Source organism: Blastochloris viridis (assembly GCF_001402875.1).
Classification (GTDB): domain Bacteria; phylum Pseudomonadota; class Alphaproteobacteria; order Rhizobiales; family Xanthobacteraceae; genus Blastochloris; species Blastochloris viridis.
In genome coordinates this window covers 1930968-1955216 of record NZ_CP012946.1, presented here as the reverse complement: position 1 = coordinate 1955216, position 24249 = coordinate 1930968, and the positions used below count along the sequence as shown (strand labels likewise).

General features: G+C 69.7%; 23 protein-coding genes. 13 read left to right on the top strand and 10 right to left on the bottom strand.

What is annotated here, in order from left to right; all coding sequences use genetic code 11:
- Window positions 1-175 precede the first annotated feature (175 nt).
- The gene (locus BVIR_RS16795; RefSeq protein ID WP_156331032.1) at window positions 176-349 is read right to left on the bottom strand and encodes a hypothetical protein; all 174 of its coding nucleotides are present in this window, start codon (window positions 347-349) and stop codon (window positions 176-178) included.
- 986 nt (window positions 350-1335) lie between these two features.
- Window positions 1336-1509: a hypothetical protein gene (locus tag BVIR_RS16790; protein ID WP_156331031.1), complete on the bottom strand. Its 174-nt coding sequence runs from the start codon at window positions 1507-1509 to the stop codon at window positions 1336-1338.
- 289 nt (window positions 1510-1798) lie between these two features.
- On the opposite strand from BVIR_RS16790, the gene BVIR_RS08680 reads away from it, so the two are divergent.
- From BVIR_RS08680 to BVIR_RS08665, 4 genes are all read left to right on the top strand, one after another.
- The gene (locus BVIR_RS08680; RefSeq protein ID WP_055037325.1) at window positions 1799-2128 is read left to right on the top strand and encodes a PepSY domain-containing protein; all 330 of its coding nucleotides are present in this window, start codon (window positions 1799-1801) and stop codon (window positions 2126-2128) included.
- A complete protein-coding gene (locus tag BVIR_RS08675; protein WP_055037324.1) occupies window positions 2128-2823 on the top strand; it encodes a response regulator transcription factor in 696 nt (231 codons plus the stop codon). The genes BVIR_RS08680 and BVIR_RS08675 overlap by 1 nt, the downstream gene beginning before the upstream one ends.
- The gene (locus tag BVIR_RS08670) at window positions 2820-4190 is read left to right on the top strand and encodes a sensor histidine kinase (RefSeq protein ID WP_055037323.1); all 1371 of its coding nucleotides are present in this window, start codon (window positions 2820-2822) and stop codon (window positions 4188-4190) included. The genes BVIR_RS08675 and BVIR_RS08670 overlap by 4 nt, the downstream gene beginning before the upstream one ends.
- A gap of 463 nt (window positions 4191-4653) precedes the next feature.
- Window positions 4654-5409 (top strand): class I SAM-dependent methyltransferase, encoded by a 756-nt coding sequence (locus BVIR_RS08665; RefSeq protein ID WP_055037322.1) that lies wholly within the window; start codon window positions 4654-4656, stop codon window positions 5407-5409.
- A gap of 186 nt (window positions 5410-5595) precedes the next feature.
- Here the strand turns inward: BVIR_RS08665 and BVIR_RS08660 are convergent, their stop codons facing one another.
- The 3 genes from BVIR_RS08660 to folE form a co-directional block, all read right to left on the bottom strand.
- Window positions 5596-6636 (bottom strand): patatin-like phospholipase family protein, encoded by a 1041-nt coding sequence (locus BVIR_RS08660; RefSeq protein WP_236823577.1) that lies wholly within the window; start codon window positions 6634-6636, stop codon window positions 5596-5598.
- A gap of 82 nt (window positions 6637-6718) precedes the next feature.
- Complete coding sequence (gene hisI, locus BVIR_RS08655; RefSeq protein ID WP_055037321.1) at window positions 6719-7183, bottom strand: phosphoribosyl-AMP cyclohydrolase; 465 nt, start codon at window positions 7181-7183, stop codon at window positions 6719-6721.
- 142 nt (window positions 7184-7325) lie between these two features.
- Window positions 7326-7961 carry a GTP cyclohydrolase I FolE gene (gene folE, locus BVIR_RS08650; protein WP_055037320.1) on the bottom strand — a complete coding sequence of 212 codons (636 nt, stop codon included), beginning with the start codon at window positions 7959-7961 and terminating at the stop codon, window positions 7326-7328.
- Window positions 7962-8194: 233 nt separating this feature from the next.
- On the opposite strand from folE, the gene BVIR_RS08645 reads away from it, so the two are divergent.
- The 3 genes from BVIR_RS08645 to thrS all read left to right on the top strand — a co-directional run bounded on the left by BVIR_RS08645 (window position 8195) and on the right by thrS (window position 11449).
- On the top strand, window positions 8195-8653 hold the full coding sequence (locus BVIR_RS08645; RefSeq protein WP_055037319.1) for an iron-sulfur cluster assembly scaffold protein: 459 nt from the start codon (window positions 8195-8197) through the stop codon (window positions 8651-8653).
- On the top strand, window positions 8650-9036 hold the full coding sequence (gene yidD / locus BVIR_RS08640; protein ID WP_417852029.1) for a membrane protein insertion efficiency factor YidD: 387 nt from the start codon (window positions 8650-8652) through the stop codon (window positions 9034-9036). Before BVIR_RS08645 ends, yidD begins: the two co-directional genes overlap by 4 nt.
- A 442-nt stretch (window positions 9037-9478) precedes the next feature.
- Window positions 9479-11449 carry a threonine--tRNA ligase gene (thrS, locus tag BVIR_RS08635; protein ID WP_055037318.1) on the top strand — a complete coding sequence of 657 codons (1971 nt, stop codon included), beginning with the start codon at window positions 9479-9481 and terminating at the stop codon, window positions 11447-11449.
- Window positions 11450-11503: 54 nt separating this feature from the next.
- Here thrS and BVIR_RS08630 read toward each other — a convergent pair whose 3' ends face one another.
- A complete protein-coding gene (locus BVIR_RS08630; protein ID WP_055037317.1) occupies window positions 11504-12397 on the bottom strand; it encodes a LysR family transcriptional regulator in 894 nt (297 codons plus the stop codon).
- Window positions 12398-12580: 183 nt separating this feature from the next.
- Between BVIR_RS08630 and BVIR_RS08625 the strand changes: the two genes are divergently transcribed.
- A complete protein-coding gene (locus BVIR_RS08625; protein ID WP_055037316.1) occupies window positions 12581-13318 on the top strand; it encodes an SDR family oxidoreductase in 738 nt (245 codons plus the stop codon).
- A 50-nt stretch (window positions 13319-13368) separates the two neighbouring features.
- A complete protein-coding gene (locus BVIR_RS08620) occupies window positions 13369-14430 on the top strand; it encodes an NAD(P)-dependent alcohol dehydrogenase (RefSeq protein ID WP_055037315.1) in 1062 nt (353 codons plus the stop codon).
- Window positions 14431-14497: 67 nt separating this feature from the next.
- Here the strand turns inward: BVIR_RS08620 and BVIR_RS08615 are convergent, their stop codons facing one another.
- Entirely contained in the window at window positions 14498-15508 is a 1011-nt protein-coding gene (locus BVIR_RS08615; protein WP_055037314.1) for a hypothetical protein, read from the bottom strand.
- Between the two features lie 287 nt (window positions 15509-15795).
- Here BVIR_RS08615 and BVIR_RS08610 point away from each other — a divergent pair, with 287 nt between their 5' ends.
- Window positions 15796-16365: a nitroreductase family protein gene (locus tag BVIR_RS08610; protein ID WP_055037313.1), complete on the top strand. Its 570-nt coding sequence runs from the start codon at window positions 15796-15798 to the stop codon at window positions 16363-16365.
- Between the two features lie 53 nt (window positions 16366-16418).
- Here the strand turns inward: BVIR_RS08610 and parE are convergent, their stop codons facing one another.
- Window positions 16419-18515: a DNA topoisomerase IV subunit B gene (gene parE, locus BVIR_RS08605; protein WP_417852058.1), complete on the bottom strand. Its 2097-nt coding sequence runs from the start codon at window positions 18513-18515 to the stop codon at window positions 16419-16421.
- Between the two features lie 99 nt (window positions 18516-18614).
- Complete coding sequence (locus BVIR_RS08600) at window positions 18615-19064, bottom strand: hypothetical protein (protein ID WP_055037311.1); 450 nt, start codon at window positions 19062-19064, stop codon at window positions 18615-18617.
- Between the two features lie 409 nt (window positions 19065-19473).
- On the opposite strand from BVIR_RS08600, the gene speB reads away from it, so the two are divergent.
- From speB to BVIR_RS08585, 3 genes are read left to right on the top strand one after another with little or no spacing between them, the layout of a single operon-like run.
- A complete protein-coding gene (gene speB, locus BVIR_RS08595; RefSeq protein WP_055037310.1) occupies window positions 19474-20424 on the top strand; it encodes an agmatinase in 951 nt (316 codons plus the stop codon).
- Window positions 20421-21869 carry an AMP-binding protein gene (locus tag BVIR_RS08590; RefSeq protein ID WP_055037309.1) on the top strand — a complete coding sequence of 483 codons (1449 nt, stop codon included), beginning with the start codon at window positions 20421-20423 and terminating at the stop codon, window positions 21867-21869. The genes speB and BVIR_RS08590 overlap by 4 nt, the downstream gene beginning before the upstream one ends.
- A complete protein-coding gene (locus BVIR_RS08585; protein ID WP_055038776.1) occupies window positions 21866-23008 on the top strand; it encodes a thiolase family protein in 1143 nt (380 codons plus the stop codon). The genes BVIR_RS08590 and BVIR_RS08585 overlap by 4 nt, the downstream gene beginning before the upstream one ends.
- On the opposite strand, the gene BVIR_RS08580 is transcribed toward BVIR_RS08585, so the two are convergent.
- Window positions 22981-24237: a glycerophosphodiester phosphodiesterase family protein gene (locus BVIR_RS08580; RefSeq protein ID WP_055037308.1), complete on the bottom strand. Its 1257-nt coding sequence runs from the start codon at window positions 24235-24237 to the stop codon at window positions 22981-22983. The two genes, BVIR_RS08585 and BVIR_RS08580, sit on opposite strands and share 28 nt — an antisense overlap.
- Window positions 24238-24249: the final 12 nt, after the last annotated feature.

Genomic DNA, 24249 nt, shown 5'->3' with positions numbered 1-24249 from the left:
CGCGACAAACCTGCCGCCAAAACGAAACAGGATTTCCGAACGTCGCGTGAGCGGGTCCGGAAATCCTGCGTTCGCCTCAGGCTTGGCGTCCTTACGTCGAGCCGCACTGCGGCGACCTCGACTCAAGGTTCGCTCAGGCCCCGTTTAAGTAAAACGGGGCCGATCTGTCACGCGCTCAACGGTAGGTCAGCGCGATCCAGATGGTCGGGATGCCGAGGATGCCGAGCGGAACCCACAGGTTCCAATCGGAGATGCTCGGAACGACCGAGCCATCGGCGGCGAAATAAGCAGAAGCGAGCGTCGACGACAGGACGACAGTAAGCGCCCCAATAACAGCTGACAGTTTCATCGTTGGTCCTCTCATGAAGGGGCCCAGAATGAAGACTTCGAATTTCCGCCCCACCTGCCGGCCGTGGTTACCCCTGGCCGTTGGCTCGTCCGCATGGCAGCGATCGGGGCAGCGCTGTCATCGCCGACGATGTTGGAAAAGGATGCCTCACCTCCGAGCCAGGCAAGAGTAACGAGTCCGGCCGCGAATGCAACGGTATGGTTCGATGTCGCAAAGCATGACACGGCAAGTCGGACGCGGCGGTAAGCACGGGCGGAGGAAGCCGCGGCCGATTGCGGTGCAACTGCTGCGGACGTTTAAGCAACCGCGCCGGCGTGACCACGCCGCTACGTACCAGCAACTAAGTACTTGCACGGCAGGCGGTGCACGCAGGAATAGGCGCGGGGCGAACTATTGTCGAAGCAGGCAAGGCCGCGGCGCGATCCTGGGCGGAATCGCCGAAAAGACTCGATCGAGATAGCGGCTCGCCGGTACATGCGCGGGTAGCGGCGTAACCCCAACGGTAACGCCATCGGCCGCACCGTTGCCGCTGGCCGACCCGCGGTTGATGTCACCGCGCGTACGCTCCGTCGACGCTGTCGGCGAGGGGACCCACGTCTGCTGCTGATTTGGGAGAAACCTGGGCGACTCTGGCGCTGGATCCGGATGGCCTGGACCCGCTTTGGCGCCGACATGTCGCGATCCGACCCCACCGCGTTCGCGCGGCGTCCGAATTCTGAGCTGTTGCGATTTGGCAGGTCGTTGTGCGATGTCGCGGTGCAACCGGCGGCGATCAGCTTTTGCCAGCTTACGTACCGGCATCCGATCTCGGGTTACGCTCCGGCATCTGGTCGATGGCGGTGCTGCCGTCCCAGCCGATCACGCAGCATGTTGCGGCTCAACGCCGGCTCCGGCTCACCGCTGTTCCCCGTTTGCCGCGGGCGCGACAGTATGATCGGGAGCGTGGCTAGGCCCCGGCCAGCCGACCGGGGCCTAGCCTGCTGCTATCAACGATAGGTCAGCGCAATCCAGATGGTCGGGATGCCGAGGATGCCGAGCGGAACCCACAGGTTCCAATCGGAGATGCTCGGAACGACCGAGCCATCAGCGGCGAAGTAAGCCGAAGCGATGGTCGAGGTGAGGACGACAGAAAGCGCCCCAAGAATAGCTGAAAGTTTCATCGTTGGTCCTCTCATGACGGGTCTCGAAATGCACACAACTTTCCAGACACCAAAGGCAATTCTTGCGAATTGCTTGCTGTCTATTCTGGCGCCACCGGTAGGGGCTGCGGTGACGTCGAATCTCGCTGGAAAATGGCGTCACATCTCCGAGCCGCTTCAGATTACCGGTTCTGTCCGGGAATGCAATGGCTCGTTCACGGATCCGTGAGCAGCCATGCAGGATCGCCAAGGCATGGTGGCCGGCCGGCGCGTCAGGGCGTCGTCAGGCGAATGGGTATCAACTGCGGCCATGGTACGTTTTGACAGACGCTCCGTTGTCCTGGCTGGGCTGGCCGGCCTCGTCGGCGTTGCCGGCGCCACCGCCGACGAACCCCGCCGCCATGGCCATCGCCGTGGCGACCACGACTGCGCCCGCCGCGCGCTGGCCGAGGGCCGGGCGCGGCCGCTGACCGAGATCCTGCCGATGGTCGAATCGGAGCTGGGCGGCCAGGCCATCGAAATCGAGTTGGAACACTGCTCCGGCCGGATTCAGTACGAGGTCAAGCTGCTGCGGCCGGACGGCCAGCTGGTCGAGGCCAAGGTCGACGCCCTGACCGGCAAGATCGTCGAGGGCGACTGATGCGGGTGCTGGTGGTCGAGGACGAGCCGCGCATCGCGCAGGACATCGCCGCGGCGCTGGCGGCGGCCGGCGCGGTGGTCGATATCGTTGGCGACGGCGAGGAGGCCTGGTTCAAGGGCGACACCGAGGATTACGCCCTGGTGGTGCTCGACCTCGGCCTGCCGCATCTCGACGGGCTGGCGGTGCTGAAGCGTTGGCGCCGCAACGGCCGTCACATGCCGGTGCTGGTGCTGACCGCGCGCGGCACCTGGGCGGAACGGGTCGAGGGCATCGATGCCGGCGCCGACGATTATTTGCCCAAGCCGTTCCAGATGGAGGAGCTGGTCGCGCGCTTCCGCGCCTTGATTCGCCGCTCCGCCGGCATCGGCGCGGCGGTGATCGAGGCCGGCCCGCTCACCGTCGACCCGCGCGAGATGCGCGTCAGCGTCGGCGGCGTGCCGGTGGCGCTGTCGCCGCTGGAATACCGGCTGGTGGCCTATCTGGCGCTGCAGAAGGGCCGGGTGGTGCCGGCCCACGAGCTGATCGGCCAGCTCTATGGCGACGACGACGCCCGCGAGGCCAACGCGCTTGAGGCGCTGGTGATGCGGCTGCGCCGCAAGCTCGGCGCCGACATCATCGAGACCCGCCGCGGCTTCGGCTATCTGGTGGCGGACCCCAAGCCGCCGGACACCAGCCTGCCGGAGGCGGGGTCGTGATCGCCGGGTCGCTGCGGCTGCGGCTGTTCGCGGCCGGGGCGGTGTCGATTCTGCTGGCGCTGGGCTTGGCCGCGCTCGGGCTGTCGGCGCTGTTCGAGCGCCACGTCGAGCGGCGGATGGCGGACGACCTGACCACCCTGGTCGACCGGGTGGTGGCGGAACTCGACCGCGGCGACGATGGCCGGCTGCAGGTGATCGATCCGCCCGACGACCCCCGGTTCGATAAGCCGCTGAGCGGCCTCTACTGGCAGGTTTCCGGCGAACCGGCCGGCGTGATCGACCGCTCGCGCTCGCTGTGGGACGCCGAGCTGGCGCTGCCGGCGGACGAGCTGTCCGAAAGTGTGCGGCACAACCATCGCATCCGCGGGCCGGGCGGGGCCGAGCTGCTGGCGGTGGAACGGCGGGTGATGCTGTCGCAACGGCTCGGCGGCGGCGCGGTGCGGGCGGTGGTGGCGCAGGATGTCAGCGCCCTTGCCGCCGCCACCGCGGCCTTCACCGGCGACCTATTGCCGTTCTTGGGCGTGATCGCGCTGGTGCTGGTGGCAGCCTCGGCGGCGCAGGTCGCGGTCGGGCTGGCGCCGCTCAAGGCGGTGCGGACCCGGCTCGCCGCTATTCGCACCGGCGCCGCCGAGCGGCTCGGCACTGCGTTTCCCGATGAGGTTCGCCCGCTTGCGGCCGAGGTCGACGCGCTGCTCGATCAGCGCGCGCAGCAGATCGAGGCGGCGCGGACGCGCGCCGGCGATCTCGCCCACGGCTTCAAGACGCCGCTGCAGGTGCTGGCCGGCGGTGTCAACCGGCTGCGCGCCAAGGGCGAAACCGCCATCGCCGCCGACCTTGCCGCCATCGGCGAGACCATGCGCCGGCACGTCGAGCGCGAGCTGGCGCGGTCGCGCCAGACCACCAGCACCAACACCGCGCGCGCCAAGTTGGCGGCGGTGGCCGACCAGGTGATCGGGGTGGTGCGCCGCACCCCCCGCGGCAGCCGGCTGGGCTGGTCGAACGACGTGCCGGCCGAGCTGGCCGCCCGCATCCTGCCCGAGGACCTTGCCGAGATCCTCGGCAATCTGGTCGAGAACGCTGCCCGCCACGCCGAGGATGAGGTCTGCGTGCGCGGCGCGGCCGAGGGCGACACAGTGGTGCTGCAGGTGGTCGACGACGGCCCCGGCATCCCCGCAGAGCGGGTGGCCGAGGCGCTGAAGCGCGGCGGCCGGCTCGACCTGACCGGCTCGGGCACCGGGCTCGGCCTCGCCATCGCCGCCGATCTCGCCGAGGCCTGGGGCGGCGCGGTGACGCTTGGGCCGACCGCGCCGGGGGCGATGACGGCGGTGGTGCGGCTGCCGCGCGCGGCTGATCCGGCTTCAGGCTGATCACGTCGGGATGCAACCAGACGACTCGCCGAAAATCGTTGATCGAACAGGGATTTCGGCGACAGGACGTCGAGGCCCCGGCGGGAGCAGCCGCCGTTCGTGTCAGCTGGGCGCCGGAAATCCGACCCGCCGAAATGAAACCATATCATCCGTCGCGCGGCTTCGCCGCTTGGCCGGGACGAGGGCGATTCGCCGTTTGCGAACTCGCATCGGTAACGTGGCAACGTCATCGCCGTGACCGGGACAGCGGCACCGCGCCGCGCTGCGTGGCCTCTTCGGCCTCGGGGCGGGGAAAAGCCACGACGTTTTTTGCGGCTCGACAACCCTGAGCCGGCTTTCAGTGCGGTGCTAGCGGCCTGCGCGCAAAACCAGCGCGCTCGGCATGGCTCGTGATGTGAACCTTCGCTCGAAACGCTTCCGCGCGTCCGACTCCAGCGTTAGAACAAGGCGAGGGGAAAACGGCATGACCATCGAAGACGCCTTCATGCGGGTTTTTGGCGATCTGATCCGCCAGGGGCCGGGCACGACCGCGTCGAGCCTGCGTGCGCTCGAGATCGTTCGTCCGCTGCTGCCGGCGAACGGCGAGGTGCTCGACGTCGGTTGCGGCACCGGCGCCTCGACCCGCGTGCTGGCCCGCCATCTCGACCGGCCGATCCGGGCGTCCGACGTGTTTCAGGCTTCGATCGACATCGCGCGCCGCCGCGCCGATCTGGTCGGGCTCGGCGACCGCGTCACCTTCGACGTCGCCTCGCTGGACGAACCCGGCGTCGCGCCGTTGTCCGCCGCGCTGATCTGGTGCGAGGCGGCGGCCTATTCGGTCGGGGTCGGCCGGGCGCTGGAGGCGTGGCGCGGCCTGCTGGTGCCCGGCGGCATCGCGGTATTCAGCGAACTGGTGTGGCTCGGCGGCGACCGCCCGGCCGAGGCTGAGGCGTTCTGGGCGCGCGAATACCCCGGCATGACCGACTGGGCGACGCTGCGGACGATGGTCATCGACAAGGACTTCGAGCTGATCGCCGATTTCGTGCTGCCGGTCGACGACTGGTGGGAGAGCTATTACCTGCCGCTGGCCGCCCGGATCGAGGCGCTGGGGCCGGTCATTGCCGACCCGGCGCTAGCCGAGGTGGCGGCGCTGACGAGGCGCGAGATCGCGGTGTTTCGCGCCTACGGTAACAGTTACGGTTACATCACAATGGCGCTGCGCAAGCCGGTCGCCGGCTGAGCCGAACCGTCGCAGGTTCGCTTCGCCGCCACCAAAGGGCGCGCGGGCGGCGCACCGACCGCCGGGCGATACCATCAAGGGCGACAGGACCCCCTCGGCCTCCCTCGCTTCGCCGCCGCACCGAAACCGCGGTTCGAAACGGCATTGTCGTCGGCGTGGCGGCGCGCATCCCGCTCCGGGCGCCGGTTACACCAGCGCCTCCAGCGCCGCCTTGATTTCCGGCAGGGCGCGCTCGGTGGCCTCGCGGCCGGCGTCGATGGCCTCGGCGGCGCGGTGGAAGTCGAACATGCCGACCCGCGAGACCTTGGGGCCGATCAGCACGTCGGGCGGATCGCCCGCCATGCGCGAGCGGGCGATGCGGTCCTGCATGACGTTGTAGGCCTCGATCATCACCGTGGGCAGGCCCGGCACCTCGGTCTGGGATTCCAGCAGGCGGCGGCGGGTGAGGTGGTCCTGGCCGAACATGCGGGCGCGGCGGCGCGACGACGACCGCACGATGACCTCGACGCCGCCGGTGCCGTCGTCGCCGAAGCCGGGAATGGTGGCGCCGCGACCGCCGAGATGCTCGGTGTTGAGATTGACGGCGATCACCAGCCGCGCACCCAGTGCGCGGGCGGCGGACACCGGCACTGGATTGACCAGGGCGCCGTCGACCAGCCATCGCCCGCCGACCCGCACCGGCGGGAACACGCCGGGCAGCGCGTAGGAGGCGCGCATCGCCGACAGCAGCCGGCCGCGCGTCAGCCACATCTCATGGCCGGTGCCGAGCTCGGTGGCGATGGCGGCGAAGGCACAGGGCAGCGACTCCATGACGGTGTCGCCGATCTCGTGGTCGAGCAGGCGGGCGATGCGCTCGCCGCTGACCAGGCCGCCGGTGAACGACAGGTCGAGCAGGCCGAAGATGCGGCGGCGGCTGAGCATTCGCGCCCAGCCGTCCAGCGCGGCGAGCTTGCCGCAGGCGTGGCAGCCGCCGACCACCGCGCCGATCGAGGTGCCGGCGATGACGTCGGCCTGGATGCCGGCGGCGCTCAGCACCTCAATCACGCCGATGTGCGCCCAGCCGCGCGCGGCGCCGCCGCCGAGCGCAAGGCCGACGGTCGGCCGCGTGCTCTCGGGCTCGTGGTCGATGTCCTCGGGGTCGGCGGCGCGGCTCTGGCCGCGGCGGATCAAGTCCAGGATCGGCCGTCGCTTGGCCTGCGGTCGTTCGGCGTCCAGCTTCGCGTCCATTTCAGCCTCGGCGGTAAAGCAGCTGGCCGGATCACGACCAGACCTCGCAACAACCAGAGCTAGGACATATGCGCGATAAGGGTCACTTGTTCCGGTAGACCGTGGCCGGATCGAACGTCAGCCCGGCCTCGGTCAGGGTCATTTCCAGCGCGGGCGAGGGGGCGGCGCCGAGCGGGACGCGGCGGTAGAAGCAGCTCCGGCGCCCGGTGTGGCAGGCGGCGCCGCCGATCTGCTCGACGGCGATCCACACCGCGTCCTGGTCGCAGTCGATCCGCAACTCGCTGACGCGCTGCAGGAAGCCGGAGGTCTCGCCCTTCTTCCACAGCGCCTTGCGCGAGCGCGACCAATAGTGCGCGACGCCGGTCTCGATCGTCAGCGCCAGCGCCTCGGCATTCATGTGCGCCACCATCAGCACGGCGCCGTCCTTGACGTCGGTGACGACGGCGGTGACCAGGCCGTCGGCGTCGAACCGGGGGGCGAGGCCAAGGCCTTCCTCGATCTCGACCTCGGTGCCGCGCGGCGAAAAACGTTGGATCGCAGTGGACATCAGTCGCCTCCGGCGCGCGCAATCGTACGGGTTCGTGTGAACAGGTCGGTGGTCGCTCGGCCACCCCTTGGCCAGTCGGCCGCCCGGCGCCTCTTCCGCAACGGCAGCGGGCAGGGCGCGCCGGCGGCCGAGGACCGGACGATCAGCCGCGCCCCTGCCGCAGCAGGGTCATGAACCGGGCCTGCTCGGCGGGATCGTCGCGGAACACCCCGGTGAACTGGGTGGTCATGGTCGAGGCGCCGGCCTTCTGCACGCCGCGCATGGTCATGCACATGTGCTCGGCCTCGATCAGCACCGCGACGCCGCGCGGCTTCAGCACCTCGTCGAGAGTCGAGACGATCTGCGCGGTGAGGTGTTCCTGGGTCTGCAGCCGGCGGGCGAAGGCGTCGACGATGCGGGCGATCTTCGACAGGCCGACCACCCGGTCGATCGGAACGTAGGCGACGTGGGCGCGGCCGAAGAACGGCACCATGTGGTGCTCGCAGTGCGAGTGGAACGAGATGTCGCGCACCAGCACCATGTCGTCATAGCCGCCGGTCTCGGAGAAGGTGCGCTCCAGGAACGCGGCGGCGTCCTCGCGGTAGCCGCCGAACAGCTCCTCATAGGCCCTCACCACCCGCTTGGGGGTGTCGATCAGGCCCTCGCGGCCGGGGTCGTCGCCGGCCCAGGCGATCAGCGTCCGCACCGCGGCTTCGGCGTCCTCGCGGCTGGGCCGCGCCACCGCAGCGGCGGTGGGTTCCTCGACATGGCGGAACAACGGGGCAACGCTGGCATCCATCAAGGGCTCTCCGTTCGACGGCGCGGGAAGGGGGCGCCGGGGTGTCACCGGGGTCGGCTCGTAATTATACGAGGGCGAGCTGAGGCTGGACCACTGACAGAGCGCCGCACCGGATGGAAACGCACGTGGCCCTCGCTTCGTTCGCACGCCGTCTTATATGGTATGCTGACTCTGTCCATACGACGGCGCTTTGCGCATGACAGGCCCTTTGACGCCGGGATCACGATGTTGCGATGCTGAACGAAGTCTATAACCGGCGCATCCTCGAACTCGCCGGGTCGATCCCGCGCATCGGCCGGCTGCCGGATGCGCATGCCAGCGTCACCGCCCACTCGAAACTCTGCGGCTCGACCGTGACGGTCGATCTCAAGATGGCGGGCGGCGTCGTCACCGATTTCGCCCACGAGGTGAAGGCGTGCGCGCTGGGCCAGGCGTCGTCCGCGATCATGGCGCACCATGTGATCGGCTCCAACGCCGAGGAGCTGCGCGCGTTGCGCGACACAGTACGGCGTATGCTGAAGGAGCAAGGCGCCCCTCCGGGCGGCAAGTGGGCCGACATCGCGGTGCTTGAGCCGGTGCGCGACTACAAGGCCCGCCACGCCTCGACGCTTCTGACCTTCGATGCCGTGGTCGATGCCATCGCCCAGATCGAGGCGCGGCAGGCCGCGATCGACCACCAGGACGTGATGTGACGGCGCCCGCCGCCCGCGCCGTGCTCGCCGGGGTCCTCCGCCTGCCGGCAGCTTTGGCGCGCGGCCTCATCCGGTTCTATCAGCTCACCTTTTCGGCGCTGGTCGGCCGCGGCTGCCGCCATCTGCCGACCTGCTCGGCCTATATGGACGAGGCGATCGCCCGTCATGGGCTGTGGGCCGGCGGCTGGGTCGGCCTTGCCCGGCTGTGCCGCTGCCATCCGCTCGGCACCTCGGGGCTCGACTTCGTCTGCGAGCGGGTGCCGGCCAAGGCGCGCTGGTACCTGCCATGGCGCTATGGCCGCTGGCGCGACACCGACCCCGGCCCGGAGCCGCAGGGCTCGTTGTTGGTGGGGATCGACCTCGACCGCCCCGTAGAGCGGTGATTTGTGGCGGTGCTTTGGTAGGGCGCAATAGCGCAGCGTACTGCGTGGGTGGTTTCGCTGGCTATCGTCCCGGGCAAGCGGCAGCGCCGCGCGACCCGGGACCGTTCGCCGGAAAAGGGCTCGTCCTGGGCGCGATCCCGGCTCTCGCTCCGCTCGGCCGGGATGACGAAGGCCCGTAGGGCGCAATAGCGAAGCGTAGTCGCCGCCGCGTCATCTCGGCAACGCCTTGCCGACTCGGATGGTGCCGGCGGCAGGGCTCGCTGCTGGAGGGATCGGCCGGCGTGATTGAACACCCGCCCACGCTGTATTAATCGAAGGTGGGCAGCTTCGCCCTCGCCGACGCCCCAGGAAGTCGGCATGCCGCCGCATCCGGACCCGGCGCCATCCCCTTTGGTCCGATTGGCTTACCTGCGTCGTACGCAGGAGTGAGCAGGAGACACCGATGGTCACCCTGACATTTCCCGATGGCAATCAGCGCGCGTTCGAGCCCGGCGTCACCGGCTTCGACGTCGCATCCGGCATCTCGAAGTCGCTTGCCAAGAAGGCGGTGGCGGTGAAGCTCGACGGCGAACTGATCGACCTCGCCGACCCGATCGAGCGCGACAGCCGGATCGAGATCGTCACCCGCGACACCCCCGACGCCTTGACGCTGATCCGCCACGACGCCGCGCACGTGATGGCGGAAGCGGTGCAGACGCTGTGGCCGGGAACCCAGGTCACCATCGGCCCGGTGATCGAGAACGGCTTCTATTACGATTTCTACCGCACCGAGCCGTTCACGCTCGACGATCTGCCGAAGATCGAAGCCAAGATGCGCGAGATCATCGCCCGCGATACCCCGTTCACCAAGGAGTTCTGGAGCCGCGACGACGCCAAGCAGGTGTTCCGCGATAAGGGCGAATACTTCAAGGTCGAGCTGGTCGACGCCATTCCCGAGGGACAGGACCTCAAGATCTACAAGCAGGGCGAGTGGTTCGACCTCTGCCGCGGCCCGCATCTGCGCTCGACCGGCCAGGTCGGCACTGCCTTCAAGCTGATGAAGGTGGCCGGCGCCTATTGGCGCGGCGATTCCACCAAGCCGATGCTGACCCGCATCTACGGCACCGCCTGGCAGACCCAGGAGCAACTCGACGCCTACGTGCACCAGCTGGAGGAGGCCGAGAAGCGCGACCACCGCCGGCTCGGCCGCGAGATGGACCTGTTCCATTTCCAGGAGGAGGGGCCTGGCGTGGTGTTCTGGCATCCCAAGGGCTGGACGCTGTTCCAGGGCATCACCTCCTACATGCGCCGGCGCCTTAGCGCCGACTACCAGGAGGTCAACGCCCCGCAGGTGCTCGACAAGGAGCTGTGGGAGATCTCCGGCCACTGGGGCTGGTACAAGGAGAACATGTTCAAGGTGCAGTCCGCCGGCGAGGCCACCGGCGACGAGCGGGTGTTCGCGCTGAAGCCGATGAACTGCCCCGGCCACGTCCAGATCTTCAAGCACGGCCTGAAAAGCTACCGCGACCTGCCGATGCGGCTTGCCGAATTCGGCCTGGTGCACCGCTATGAGCCGTCCGGCGCGCTGCATGGCCTGATGCGGGTGCGCGGCTTCACCCAGGACGATGCCCACGTGTTCTGCACCGAGGACCAGCTCGCCGCGGAGTGCCTGAAAATCAACGACTTGATCCTCACCACCTATGCCGACTTCGGCTTTGAGGCGGATCTGGTGGTCAAGCTGTCGACCAGGCCGGACAAGCGCGTCGGCTCGGATGCGTTGTGGGACCACGCCGAGGAGGTGATGACCAAAGTGCTCGATCAGATCGCCGCCCAGTCCGGCGGCAAGATCAAGACCATGGTCAATCCGGGCGAGGGCGCGTTCTACGGGCCGAAGTTCGAGTACGTGCTGCGCGATGCCATCGGCCGCGACTGGCAGTGCGGCACCACCCAGGTCGACTTCAATCTGCCGGAGCGGTTCGGCGCGTTCTACATCGACGCCGACGGCCAGAAGAAGGCGCCGGTGATGGTGCATCGCGCCATCTGCGGCTCGATGGAGCGCTTCACCGGCATCCTGATCGAGAACTTCGCCGGCCACTTCCCGCTGTGGATCGCGCCGCTGCAGATCGTGGTCGCCACCATCACTTCGGACGCCGACGCCTATGCCCAGGAGATCCTGGGCAAGCTGCGCCGGGCGGGCCTCAGGGCCGAGATCGATCTTCGCAACGAGAAGATCAACTACAAAGTCCGCGAGCACTCGCTGGCCAAGGTGCCGGTGCTGATGGTGGTCGGCAAGAAGGAGGCCGAGACCGGCTCGGTGTCGATCCGCCGCCTCGGCAGCCAGCAGCAGACCTCGACCTCGTTCGCCGACGCCCTGGCGGTGCTGGTGGAGGAGGCGACGGCGCCGGACGTCAAGCGGGAGCGGGCGGCGGGGTGATCTGAGCGGTTCCTGACCTCAAGGGGCCGGCGTTCTGATCGACGCCGGCCCTTTTCATCGGCGCCAGCGCAGCGCCTCGACCAGCACCGCGAAGGCCGGAGTCGGCTGGCGCCGGCTCGGATAATAGAGGTGATAGCCGGGAAAGGGCGGGCACCAGTTCTCCAGCGCCCGCACCAGCCGACCGTCCGCGAGTGGCGCGGCCACTATCTGCTCGGGCAGGAAGGCGATGCCGAACCCGGCCACGGCCGCGCCGACGATCATGTGCGTGGTGTTGAACGCTAGCTGTCCCTCGACGCGCACGCGCAGCTCGCGCCCGTCTTTCTCGAACTCCCAGGCATAGAGCCCGCCTGAGGTCGGCAGACGGAGATTGATGCAGGCGTGGAGGGTGAGGTCCTGCGGCGTCAGCGGCGGTGGCCGCGTCGCGAAATAGGCCGGCGCCGCCACCGCGGCCATCCGCAGCTCGGGCCCGATCGGCACCGCGATCATGTCTTTCGCGACCTGCTCGCCGAGCCGCACCCCGGCATCGAAGCGCTCGGCAACGATGTCGGTCAGGCCGGCGTCGACGACGATCTCGACCCGGATGTCGGGATAATGCGGCAGCAGCGCCGCCAGCGCCGGCCACAGGATGGCGTCGGCGGCGTGCTCGCCGGCGGTGATGCGGATATTGCCCGCCGGCTTTTCGCGCAGCGCGCTGAGCGCGGCCAGCTCGGCGCTGATCTCCTCGAATGCAGGGCCGATGGTGCGCAGCAGGCGTTCACCGGCCTCGGTGGGCATGACCTGCCGGGTGGTGCGCGTCAGCAGGCGCACCCCCAGCCGCTCCTCCAGCCGCCGCACCGTGTAGCTGAGCGCCGACTGCGAGGTGCCGAGCTTGGCGGCGGCGCGGGTAAAGCTCAGCTCCTGCGCAACGGTGAGGAACGCCGTGAGGTCGCCGAGGTTGTCCCGCCGCATGGTTGTGCTCCGGGCATTCATGAAACCAGGATATCAGTCCATTCTCATTCAACCCCCTAATCACTGATTGACGCCAAGTCTATCTTTGCACTGGGCTGGTCACCCCGATCATGGGGGGAACGCGGGCTGGCCATCGGCAGTGGCGATGGGGATCGGACCCAGCCAAACTATGCGGGGACAACCATGACACACGGAATCGAAGGCAAGGTCGTCGTCATTACCGGTGCCTCCAGCGGGCTCGGTGAGGCCGCTGCCCGCCGTCTGACGCGGGAGGGAGCGAAAGTGGTGCTCGGCGCGCGCCGGATCGACCGGCTTGAGACGCTGGCGAAAGAGCTGTCGCTGGGCGAGGGCGCGGTGGTGCGGACCGACGTAACCAAGGCCGACGAGGTCAAGCGCCTGGTCGACCAGGCGGTGGCGCTCCACGGCCGCATCGACGTGATGGTCAACAATGCCGGCCTGATGCCGCTGTCGCCGCTGGAGCGCTGCAAGGTCGCCGATTGGGACCGCATGATCGACGTCAACATCAAGGGCGTGCTCTACGGCATCGCCGCCGCGCTGCCGCATATGAAGGCGCAACAGGGCGGTCATATCATCAACGTGTCCTCGGTCGCCGGCCACAAGGTGCGGCCGGGCGGCGCCGTCTATGCCGCGACCAAGCACGCGGTGCGGGTGATCTCGGAGGGTTTGCGCCAGGAGGTGAAGCCCTACAACATCCGCACCACCATCATCTCGCCGGGCGCGGTCCTCTCCGAACTCCCTGACAGCATCACCGAGCCCGACGTCGCGGAGGCCATCGGCAAGGTCTATGCGAGCGCCATAGCCGCCGACGCCTTCGCCAGCATAGTGGCCTTCGCCATCGGCCAGCCCGACGACGTCGACGTCAACGAGATCCTGTTCCGCCCGACCAAGCAGGAATTCTGACGCGGATTCAGAGCCAGCCTCGCCATTCGTTCACAAAAAAGGAACACCCCATGTTCAGCTGCGTCGGCTTCGCCGCCGAAGATCCCACAAAGCCGCTGCTGCCCTACACGTTCGCACGCCGCGATCCCGGCCCCGACGACGTCGCCATCGAGATCCTCTATTGCGGCGTCTGCCACTCCGACCTCCACACCGCGCGCAGCGAGTGGCCCGGCACGCTCTATCCGTGCGTCCCCGGCCACGAGATCGTCGGCCGGGTATTCGCGGTCGGCAGCGGCGTGACCCGCTTCAAGGTCGGCGACCTCGCCGCAGTGGGGTGCCTGGTCGATTCCTGCCGCAGCTGCCCGAGCTGCCGGCAGGGGCTGGAGCAGTATTGCGAGACCGGGTTCGTCGGTACCTACAACGGCCTGGACAAGGTGCTCGGCGGCCACACCTTCGGCGGCTATTCCAGCCACATCGTGGTGACGGAGACCTTCGTGCTGCGGGTGCCGGACAATCTCGATCCGGCCGCCGCGGCGCCGCTGCTGTGCGCCGGCATCACCACCTATTCGCCGCTCAGGCGGTGGAAGGCGGGGCCGGGCATGAAGGTCGGCGTGGTCGGGCTCGGCGGCCTCGGCCACATGGCGGTGAAGCTGGCCCACGCCATGGGCGCCCACGTCACGCTCATCACCACCTCGCCGTCCAAGATCGCCGACGGTGCGCGCCTCGGCGCCGACCACGGCGTGCTGTCGTCCGACCCGGCGGCGATGAAGGCGCAGGCGTCGAGCTTCGACCTGATCGTCGATACCGTCGCCGCGCCGCACGATATCAACCTCTATCTTGGCCTCCTCAAGCGCGACGCCACGCTGGTGCAGGTCGGCGCCCCGGACAAGCCGCTGCCGGTCAACGTGTTCAGCCTGATCATGAGCCGCCGCAACTTTGCCGGTTCGCTGATCGGCGGCATTGCCGAGACCCAGGAGATGCTCGATTTCTGCGGTGCCCACGGCATCACCGCCGACATCGAGCTGATCGCGATCCAGGATATCGAGCAGGCCTATGCGCGGATGCTGAAATCGGACGTCAAATACCGCTTCGTCATCGACATGGCGTCGCTGACGGCGGCGCGGGCGGCATAAAAATACCAACGGCGGCGACGGCCGGCCGTTGGTTCCGGTCCGCCGCCGCCCAGTCTCTCGCCGCGGCCTATCGCTGGCGCCGGCTCGACACCGGCGTCGGCGCGTTGGGGGCGAGGTCCTTGGTGGTGACCTCGATTTCCTGGTCCTTGCCCGGCTCGATGGTGAAGTCGCGCGAGAACGAGCGGCTGTCGTTGCGGGCGATGGCGATGTAGTCGCCCTCCTGCAGCACCATCGACGGGAAGGCGCCGATCGATTCCTTGATGACGTCGCCGGCGGGCGTCACCACCGACCACGCGGTGTTAGCGATGGCGTTGCCGCCGGGGCCTTCCACCAGCTTCAGGGTGATGGCGGCGGCGCGGTGGCGCAGCATCGCCTCCGAGATCCGCCCGGCCGCCACCTTGACGTCGGCGCGCACCACGGCGTTGGCGTCGCCGTAAGCCGACACCGCCTGATAGGTGCCTTCCGGCAGCAGCACCAGGGCGCCGGGCTCGACCTGGCGCATCAGCGGCCGCTCGGGCCCGCCGCCGACCAGGCTGTTGGCGTAGATGTCGAACGACACCTTGGCGGCGGGCAGCGGCTGATCGCCCAGCACCGCCTGCAGCCGAAGGCCGCCGGCCTGCATGGCGAAGGTCTCGCGCACCGGATCGGCCACCAGCTCGACCGCCTTGGCGAAGCCGGCGAGGCCGTAGCCGGCATGGACGACATAGGTGCCGGGGTCGAGCGCGAAGATCGGCGCGGCGTCGCGCGATTCCGCCACCAGCACCTGGTTGCCGCCGCCGTCCGGGGCGGCCGAGAACACTCGCCAGTGCAGGGCTGCGTTGATCAGCGCCCCTTCGGCGCTGAAGCGGGCGGCCAGCGCCAGCGCCACCTTGCCGCGGGGAATCGCCGGAATCGTCGTGTGCGGGCTTTTCAGCTCGGTCGCGCGCGCCGGCTCGTTGCGGGGCGCCGGCGGCGGGTTGGGCTGGGCCGCCTTGGGCAGGGCCGAGAAGCCGGGCGTGCCTGCCGGTGCGAACTGGAACTGCGCCGACGCCGGGGGCGGCGACAGCAATCCCGACGCCGCAACGAGCGCGAAAGCCAAGGAACCGCACCGGGCGAACAGCCGATGCGGGCCGGCCGGAGAGGACCTTTCCATGGCCGCTATTAGGTCGGAAAACGCGGCGGTTTCAAGCCCGCCGCGGTTGGCCGGCGATGCCGGCGGCGCGGATGGGGTTCCGCCCAGCTGGCGGCCGGGCTACAGCTTTCTCCGCAAACGCGGAACGCGGCTTTGCGAAAGAGACTGCGGCAACTCAAAGGCTTGGAGCGGCCGCTTGATTCAGTCCGATCGGCGGATGGGCTCGGTGCGGGCTTCCGCTCGCGAGGTTTGCGATGACCGACCTTCTGCGCCACCTGGAAACCCGCCGCTCGATTCGCGCCACCGCGTTCACCGCGCCAGGGCCGAGCCCGGCCGACCTCGACAGGATGCTGACGCTGGCGGTCCGCACCCCGGACCATGGCAAGCTGGCGCCGTGGCGCTTCATCGTGTTCGAGGGCGAGGCGCGGCAGCGGGCCGGCGCGGTGGTGGCGGCCATCCGCCACGCCGAGACACCCGACATGACCGATGAGCAGCTTGAGATCGAGCGCGGGCGCTTCACCCGCGCCCCGGTGGTGGTGGCGGTGGTGTCGACCGCCGCGCCCCACCCCAAGGTTCCGCAATTCGAGCAGCTGATGTCGGCAGCGGCGGTGACGATGAACCTGATCCACGCTGCCTTCGCGCTCGGATTCAAGGCGACCTGGCTGACCGAATGGCTGGCCTACGACCGCCGTTGCCTCGACGCCTTCGGCGTCAAGGCGGACGAGACCGTGGTCGGCTTCGTGCTGATCGGGTCCGCGCCCGCCGCCGAGGAACGGCAGCGGCCGGCGATCGCCGGCCTCGTCACCCGCTTCGGCGGAGAATAAGGCGTTTGGCCGATTCGTAACGGAAACCGTAACGGCGACCGGGTCGATGCGGCTCAGATATCCAGCACGTCCTCGGTGGCGAAGCGGGCGCGCTCGGAGATGAAGGCAAAGCGCGCCTCGGCCTTGTTTCCCATCAGCTCCTCGACGGTAGCGGCGGTTTCGGCGCGCCGGGCGTCCTCCACCGTCACCCGGAGCAGGGTGCGCCGGCGCGGGTCCATGGTGGTTTCCTTGAGCTGCGCCGGCATCATCTCGCCGAGGCCCTTGAAGCGGCTGATCTCGACCTTGGCGTTGGACTTGAACTCCGACTTGAGCAGGCGGTCCTTGTGGCCGTCGTCGCGGGCATAGACGATCTTGCCGGCGTGCGAGAGCCGGTAGAGCGGCGGCACCGCCAGGAACAGGTGGCCGTTTTCGATCAGTTGCGGCATCTGGCGGTAGAAGAACGTGATCAGCAGCGTGGCGATGTGGGCGCCGTCGACGTCGGCGTCGGTCATTATGACCACCCGCTCATAGCGCAGATCCTGATCGCGATAGGCCGCGCCGGTGCCGCAGCCCAGCGCCTGGATCAGGTCGCCGATCTGCTGGTTCTGCGAGAGCTTGTCGCGGCCGGCGGAGGCGACGTTCAGAATCTTGCCCCGGAGCGGCAGGACGGCCTGGGTCTGGCGGTCGCGCGCCTGCTTGGCGGAGCCGCCGGCCGAGTCGCCCTCGACGATGAAGAGTTCGGAGCCGGCGGCCTGGGCGTTGGAGCAGTCGGCCAGCTTGCCGGGCAGGCGCAGCTTACGCACCGCGCTCTTGCGGGCGACGTCCTTTTCCTGGCGGCGGCGCAGCCGCTCCTCGGCGCGGTCGATCACCCAGTCGAGCAGCTTGGAAGCCTGGTTGGGGTTGCCGGCCAGCCAGTGGTCGAACGCGTCGCGCACCGCGCTATCGACCAGCCGCGTCGCCTCCGAACTCGCCAGCTTGTCCTTGGTCTGGCCCTGGAACTCCGGCTCGCGGATGAACACGCTGAGCATGGCGGCGCAGCCGGCGGTGACGTCCTCGGCGGTGATGGCGCTGGCGCGTTTGGACTGGTTGACGCGCTCGGCATGGTCCTTGAGCCCGCGGGTCAGCGCCGAGCGCAGGCCGGATTCGTGGGTGCCGCCGTCCGGGGTCGGGATGGTGTTGCAGTAGGAGGAGATCGAGCCGTCGTCGTCGGCGATCCACGCCACCGCCCACTCGACCATGCCGCTGGTGCCGCCGTTCTTGATCTTGCCGGCGAAGATCTCGGGATGGACCAAATTGTGGCCGTCGATGGCGGCGGCGAGGAAGTCCTTCAGCCCGCCGGGGAAGCGGAAGGAGTCCTTCTCCGGCACGCCCTCGACGCCGGCCAGCAGCGCCGGGTCGCAGGACCACCGGATCTCGACGCCGCCGAACAGGTAGGCCTTCGAGCGCGCCATCTTGAACACGCGCTGCGGCTTGAACGCCACGCCCTTGCCGAAAATCTGCGGGTCCGGCTTGAAGCGCACGCGGGTGCCGCGGCGGTTGAGCACCCGGCCGATTTCCGCCAGCGGCTCCTGCGGAACGCCGCGGCTGTAGTTCTGGCGGTACAGTATCTGGCCGCGCGCCACCTCGATTTCGAGATGCTCGGACAGCGCGTTGACCACCGAGACGCCGACGCCGTGCAGGCCGCCCGAGGTTTCATAGACCTTGGAGTCGAACTTGCCGCCGGCGTGCAGCGTGCACAAAATCACTTCCAGCGCCGACTTGCCGGGGAATTTGGGGTGGTCCTCGACCGGGATGCCGCGGCCGTTGTCGGTAACGGTCAGGTAGCCGTCGGCGGCGAGTTCGACCTCGATCCAGGAGGCGTGGCCGGCCACCGCCTCGTCCATGGCGTTGTCGATCACCTCGGCAAACAGATGATGCAGCGCCTTCTCGTCGGTGCCGCCGATATACATGCCCGGCCGGCGCCGCACCGGCTCCAGCCCCTCCAGCACCTCGATGTCCTGGGCGCCGTAGCCGGCCTCGGCAGACGCCGCAGCGCGGGCGGCCGAACGGGCGCTGGCGGCCTTGTCCGCAGCCTTGCCGGCAGTCTTATCGGCGGGCGAGGCCTGCGCGGCGGCGCCGAACAGATCCTGTGCCGGCCCGCTCTTTGATTTGGTCATCAGCCCTGGTCCGATCCATCGCGATTCGTTTCGGGCTGGATGATGCCAGATTGGGGCGGGAGCGGGGACGGCGGCTCGCCGGCGGGCGCAGATGGTATCTGGAAACGGTGGGGCTCAGCGGTCGAGCACGTAGTCGATGCGGGTCACCGGGCTGCCGTCCGGCGCGGCGGCGGTTGAGACGATGCGCCGGACCCGCCGCTTGGGCGCGAACGCACGGCCGAGCATCATCAGGAAGGCGGCGCCAACCGCGATGGCGCCGATGGCGAGCGCCGGAGTGGCGATTTCCATGCCGGCGCCGAGCCCGACCGCGCCGAGCGAGGTGACGATTGCGCCCGGTACCGCCAGGGCGGCGTGGCCGCTGGCGGCTTCGCCGATCGCGCGGGTCGGGTTGGCGCGGTACCAGGCGCCGCAGCCGGCCAGCGCCCAGGCGGCGATTGCCGGCATCGCGACCTGGGTTTCGGCGGTATTGGCGCCGAAATGGCGGCTGGCCGCGAGCAGCGCCGCCGCTGCGGCACACAAGCCGGCGGCCCTGAAGAAGCTGAGATGGATGCGCGGCTGGCTCATGGAACAACGCTCAATTGGTCGAGGCCCAGCCGCGCCTGAGGTGACGCCGCCGTAACGGTTCGGATCGAAACGTCGCGGCCGCTATAGAACACGCGCCTTTCCGCAAAGTTTCCGAGCCCCGCGGCGGACGACGACGTCGGGCCGGCGCGGCGCCGCGAACGGATAGGCCGAATCGGACCGATTCCAAACAGCCGAGGTGTCGCACGTTTCGGCGCCGCCCCAAGTTCCCATCAGTACGAAGGGGCATGGCGATGCGGGACGGACGGGCCGTAAACGGTGCCGGCGAGGGCGGGGGCACCACCGGCCGACGCGGGCCGCCGGCGGACGAGCCGCCCAAGCGCTTGAGCCGGCACCTTTTCTGACGCAACGTTGGTCCCACCCGATGCCACAATGCGCTAGAACCATCGCCATGACCGACCGCCGTCCCACCGACAACGCCGCATTCGGCCCGCTCAAGGGCGGCTCGCAGGAGCCGACCTATGGCGGCGTTTTGTCCTTCATGCGCCGGCGCTATTGCCGCGACCTTGCCGGAGTCGACCTCGTGGTGTGGGGCGTGCCGTTCGACGCCGCCACCTCCAACCGGCCGGGGGCGCGGTTCGGGCCGCAGGCGATCCGCCGCGCCTCGGCGATCCTTGACGGCGACCCGCAATATCCGTTCGGCATCGACCTGTTCGAGCGGCTGACGGTGGTGGATTGGGGCGACTGCTCGCTCGACTACGGCCGGCCGGCCGAGGCCACCGCCGAGATCGCCGCCCAGGCGGGCGCCATTGTCGCCTCCGGCGCCCAACTCCTGACGCTGGGCGGCGACCATTCGGTCACGCTCGGACTTTTGTGCGCACATGCTGCGCAGCATGGCCCGCTCGCCTTGGTCCAGTTCGACGCCCACCAGGACACCTGGCACGCCGAGGATGGCGGCCGGATCGACCACGGCAGCGTCACCGCGCGCGCCATTGCGGAAGGGTACGTCGATCCGGCGCGCTCGATCCAGATCGGCGTCCGCACCGTGGCGCCGGACGGCTGCGGCCTCGACGTCGTCGACGCCTATACCGTCGCCGATCTCGGCGTGCGCGGGGTGGTCGAGCGCATCCGCCGCCGGGTCGGCGAGGGGCCGGCCTATCTGTCGTTCGACATCGACGCGCTCGACCCGGCGTTCGCGCCCGGCACCGGCACCCCGGTGGCCGGCGGGCTGTCATCGCGCGAGGCGTTGACGATCCTGCGCGGGCTCGAGCCGATCGATTGGCGCGGCATGGACGTGGTCGAGGTGGCGCCGCCCTACGACCACGCCGACATCACCGCCATCGCCGCCTCGGCCATCGCCATGCATTATGTCGGGCTCATCGCCCGCAAGCGCGGATCATGAGCCTCACCGCGCCGCTGTCCGCTCACGCCCGCGCAAGGCCCGACGCCACCGCGCTGGTGTTCGACGGCGACCGCATCTCCTGGGCTGCGCTCGACCGCGCGGTAAGCCGGCTTGCCGCCTTGGTTGCCGAAAAGGTGCCGAAGGGGCGGGGGCTCGCGCTCAGCCTGCCCAATTCGCCGGCGCTGGTGCTGCTGGTGCTCGCCGCCTGCCGCGCCGGCCGCGAGGCCGAGGTGCTCGACCCGTCGTGGCCGCAGGCGACCTTTGCCGGTGTCGTCGAGCGGCTGAACCCCGGCTGGGTCGTCGCCGGGCTGCCCGATCTTGCCTTCGCCGCGGTGGCGGATGCGCTTGACGCTCCGGCCACGCCGCCGCCGCTGGCGGAGCCGTCGCCGCAACTGCCGTTCTATGTCGGCTTCACCTCCGGCTCGACCGGCCTGCCCAAGGGATTCCGCCGCAGCCAGGCATCGTGGATCGCCAGCATCGAGGGGGAAAGCGCGGTGTTCGGCCTCACCGACGCCGATACCGTGCTGGCGCCCGGCGCGCTGGTCCATTCGCTGTTCCTGTACGCGGTGGTGCGCGGCGTGTTCGCGGGCGCGACGGTGGTGTTCGGGCCACGCTTTTCCGCCCGCGCCGCGCTGGCCGCCATCGCGAGCGAGGGCGTGCGGCTGGTCTATGCCGTGCCCACCCAATTGCTGATGATGCTGGAGGCGGCCGAGCGCGCCGGCCAGCGGCCGCTCGGCGGCGTCCGCCAGGTGCTGTCGTCCGGTGCCAAGTGGCCGGCGACGGAGACGGCGCGGCTGAAGCGACTGTTTCCCGACGCCGCGTTCGCCGAGTTCTACGGCGCGTCCGAGCTGAGCTACGTCGCGGTTGCCGGCGAGGATGCGCCGGCGGCCTCGGTCGGCCGGCCGTTCCCCGGCGTCGAGGTGACCATTCGCGATGCGGCCGGCCGCCGCCTGCCGGCTGGGCGCAGCGGCCGGGTGTTCGTGAACAGCGCGCTGTGCTTCATCGACTATGCCACCGGCGCCCAGCCGGCGCTGACCCGGCTGGGCGCGGCTGTCTCGGTCGGCGACATGGGCTTTCTCGACGCCGCCGGCTTTCTTTACCTGGTCGGCCGCGCCGACCGCATGATCATCTCGTCCGGCCGCAACATCCATCCCGAGGAGATCGAGGCGGCGCTGCGCCGCCACCCCGCTGTGGCGGAAGCGGCGGTGCTCGGCGTCGACGATGCCCTGCGCGGCACCCGCCTTGCGGCGGTGGTCAGGCCGGACGGGCCGTTCGCGCCGTCGGCGGCCGAGTTGATCGCGTTTGCGCGCGCGCATCTGCCGGTGGCAAAAATCCCCCGCCATTACGCGGTGCTGGCCGACTGGCCGTTCACCGCCTCCGGCAAGACCGATTTCGCCGGGGTCAGGCGAGCATGGCAGGCCGGCGCCTGCGCGGCGCTGTCATGAGCGCGTGGATCCTCGCCGCCCGCCGCAGCGCGGTGGCGCCGCGCGGCGGGGCGTTGGCGGGTGTCGAGCCGCATCAGTTGGCCGGCCGGGTGATCGCGCAACTGCTGGCGGACGCCGGCGTCGCACCCGCTGCCGTCGACGACGTCGTGCTCGGCAACGCGCTCTATGGCGGCGGCAACCCGGCCCGGCGCGCCGCGCTCGCCGCCGGAATTCCCGAAGCAGTGCCGGCGATGACGATCGACAGCCAGTGCTGCGCCGGGCTCGACGCCATCCTGCTCGCGGCCGAGCGCATCGAGGCCGGCGCAGCGGAAATCATCGTCGCCGGCGGGGTTGAGAGCTTCAGCCGCGCGCCGATCCGGCTGCGCCGGCCGCGCCAGCCCGGCGAGGCGCCGCTCGCCTATGACCGGCCGCCGTTCACGCCGTGGCCGGAGCGCGATCCCGACATGATCCCGGCCGCGGCGCAATTGGCGGCCGAACTCGGCATAAGCCGCGCGGCGCAGGATGCGTTCGCGGTCGACAGCCACCGCAAGGCTCGGTCCGGCCCGGCGGCGGGCGAGATCGTGGCGGTGGCGGGTCTTGAGCGCGACGCCTTCGCCCGCGCACTGACCCCGGCGCTGGCGGCGCGGTTGAAGCCGCTAGCGGGCGCGGGCAGCCACGCCGTCACCGCCGCCACCGTCGCAGTCGAGGCCGATGCTGCCGCGGCCGTGCTGGTGGTGAGCGGCCGCCGGCTGTCGGGCCTCAGGGCGTTTGGCCGGCCGCTGCGCATCCTGGCCGGGGCGCGGCGCGGCGGCGATCCGGTCCGGCCGGGTCTGGCGCCGATCGATGCCGCCGCCGCCGCGCTGGCCGGCGCCGGCCTCGCCGCGGGCGAGCTTGCCGCGGCCGAGATCATGGAGGCGTTCGCGGTTCAGGCGATGGCGTGCATCGACGGCATCACGCTCGATCCGGCGATCGTCAACCGCGGCGGCGGCGCGCTGTCGCGCGGCCACCCCATCGGCGCGTCCGGCGCCATCCTGGCGGTGCGGCTGTGGCACGAATTGCAGCGCGAGCCGCCCGGCGCCGCCGGGCTTTGCGCCATCGCGGCGGCCGGCGGGCTCGGCAGCGCGCTGGTGGTTCAGTCCAGCCCCATGCAATTGGCGTAATAGGTCACCGTCGCCGGCCAGTCGGAGAACACGCCGATCACGCCGACGTCCTTCGCCAGCACGTCGAGCAGCACGTAGGTGTCGCCACTGCCGCGGATGGCGTCCTTGACGCTCTGGTAATAGTAGCCGCCGCCATCGGTCAGCGTGCCGGAGCGCTCCAGCGTCCAGGTGATCAGCTTGAGACCGGCCGCCTTCGCCGCCTTGGCATAGGCCGACGGCACGATGGCGTTGTCAGCGTCGAGCGTCACCAGCATGTGGGTGGGCGGCGCCAGGGTCGTCACGCCGCGCGCCGCCAGCTCCGCCATGGTGGGCTGCCAGGTTGCGGGGTCGTTGGCGTTGAAGCCCTTCACCGTCTCGTCGCGGTCGTCGAGGTAGACCGCCTGGGTGCCGAACGCCGGCTCCTTGGCGATCCAATACAGGATGTCGCGCAGCTGGAACGACTGCGCCAACACCTCCCTGGGGTCGACGCCGGCCGCTTTGTAGTCGTCGATCATCTGCTGGGCGTAGGCGTCCTGGGTGTAATCGCCGTCGAACGGCATCGCGACGGTGGGTGCCTTGAGCTCGGGGGTGAACTTGACGCCGAGCTGCTTGAACAGCGCGATGCTTTCGGCGTGGGTCATCAGCGTGCCGGTCGAGGCGTAGAGGTCGGTGCGCCAGCCCGGCGTGCCGGCCATATAGGCCGCGACCGTGGTGGCGCTGGGGTTGGCGCCGTCCATCTTGCCGCGCAGTTGCTTGAACTCGGCCAGGGTGATGTCGCTGGTGCAGCACAGCGCTTCGGCCTTGCGCCCGCTCGCCGGGTTGGCCGGCGTGAACGGTTTCGAGCACTTCGCCGCCAGCGCCGGCCGCGCCAGGATGTCGGTCGAGGTGTGCAGGTCGCATTGCGAGTGGCGGCACACCAGCTGGCGGTCCTTGGTGAAGGTGACGTCGCATTCAAGCACGCCGGCGCCCATGCGCGCCCCGGCGAGATAGGATTCGCGGGTGTGCTCGGGAAACTGCAAGGTGGCGCCGCGGTGGCCGATCGAGAACGCCGTGCGGCGGAACGGGCCGGCCTCGCACGATTTCAGCTTGGCCTTGAGCGGCCCCCCGGCCATGGCCTCGACCAGGTAGAACGGCCGCGGCCCGAGTTGCGGCGACGGTGCGGTGTCGGCGAAGGCCGAGCCGCTGATCGGGGCGAACAGGCTGGCCAGCAGCAGCAGACCGGTCGCGCGGGCATGAGCAATGGGCGTCATCTCGTCGTCTCC

What these genes read in the sequence shown, in the direction of transcription:
- BVIR_RS08680 (WP_055037325.1), top strand. Translation starts at nt 1,799, where the DNA reads ATGGTACGTTTTGACAGACGCTCCGTTGTCCTGGCTGGGCTGGCCGGC.
- speB (WP_055037310.1), top strand. Translation starts at nt 19,474, where the DNA reads ATGACCGACCGCCGTCCCACCGACAACGCCGCATTCGGCCCGCTCAAG.
- hisI (WP_055037321.1), bottom strand. Translation starts at nt 7,183, where the DNA reads ATGTCCACTGCGATCCAACGTTTTTCGCCGCGCGGCACCGAGGTCGAG.
- BVIR_RS08585 (WP_055038776.1), top strand. Translation starts at nt 21,866, where the DNA reads ATGAGCGCGTGGATCCTCGCCGCCCGCCGCAGCGCGGTGGCGCCGCGC.
- BVIR_RS08660 (WP_236823577.1), bottom strand. Translation starts at nt 6,636, where the DNA reads ATGGACGCGAAGCTGGACGCCGAACGACCGCAGGCCAAGCGACGGCCG.
- BVIR_RS08600 (WP_055037311.1), bottom strand. Translation starts at nt 19,064, where the DNA reads ATGAGCCAGCCGCGCATCCATCTCAGCTTCTTCAGGGCCGCCGGCTTG.
- folE (WP_055037320.1), bottom strand. Translation starts at nt 7,961, where the DNA reads ATGGATGCCAGCGTTGCCCCGTTGTTCCGCCATGTCGAGGAACCCACC.
- BVIR_RS08625 (WP_055037316.1), top strand. Translation starts at nt 12,581, where the DNA reads ATGACACACGGAATCGAAGGCAAGGTCGTCGTCATTACCGGTGCCTCC.
- BVIR_RS08630 (WP_055037317.1), bottom strand. Translation starts at nt 12,397, where the DNA reads ATGCGGCGGGACAACCTCGGCGACCTCACGGCGTTCCTCACCGTTGCG.
- BVIR_RS08620 (WP_055037315.1), top strand. Translation starts at nt 13,369, where the DNA reads ATGTTCAGCTGCGTCGGCTTCGCCGCCGAAGATCCCACAAAGCCGCTG.
- thrS (WP_055037318.1), top strand. Translation starts at nt 9,479, where the DNA reads ATGGTCACCCTGACATTTCCCGATGGCAATCAGCGCGCGTTCGAGCCC.
- BVIR_RS16795 (WP_156331032.1), bottom strand. Translation starts at nt 349, where the DNA reads ATGAAACTGTCAGCTGTTATTGGGGCGCTTACTGTCGTCCTGTCGTCG.
- BVIR_RS08645 (WP_055037319.1), top strand. Translation starts at nt 8,195, where the DNA reads ATGCTGAACGAAGTCTATAACCGGCGCATCCTCGAACTCGCCGGGTCG.
- BVIR_RS08675 (WP_055037324.1), top strand. Translation starts at nt 2,128, where the DNA reads ATGCGGGTGCTGGTGGTCGAGGACGAGCCGCGCATCGCGCAGGACATC.
- BVIR_RS08665 (WP_055037322.1), top strand. Translation starts at nt 4,654, where the DNA reads ATGACCATCGAAGACGCCTTCATGCGGGTTTTTGGCGATCTGATCCGC.
- BVIR_RS08580 (WP_055037308.1), bottom strand. Translation starts at nt 24,237, where the DNA reads ATGACGCCCATTGCTCATGCCCGCGCGACCGGTCTGCTGCTGCTGGCC.
- BVIR_RS16790 (WP_156331031.1), bottom strand. Translation starts at nt 1,509, where the DNA reads ATGAAACTTTCAGCTATTCTTGGGGCGCTTTCTGTCGTCCTCACCTCG.
- BVIR_RS08590 (WP_055037309.1), top strand. Translation starts at nt 20,421, where the DNA reads ATGAGCCTCACCGCGCCGCTGTCCGCTCACGCCCGCGCAAGGCCCGAC.
- BVIR_RS08610 (WP_055037313.1), top strand. Translation starts at nt 15,796, where the DNA reads ATGACCGACCTTCTGCGCCACCTGGAAACCCGCCGCTCGATTCGCGCC.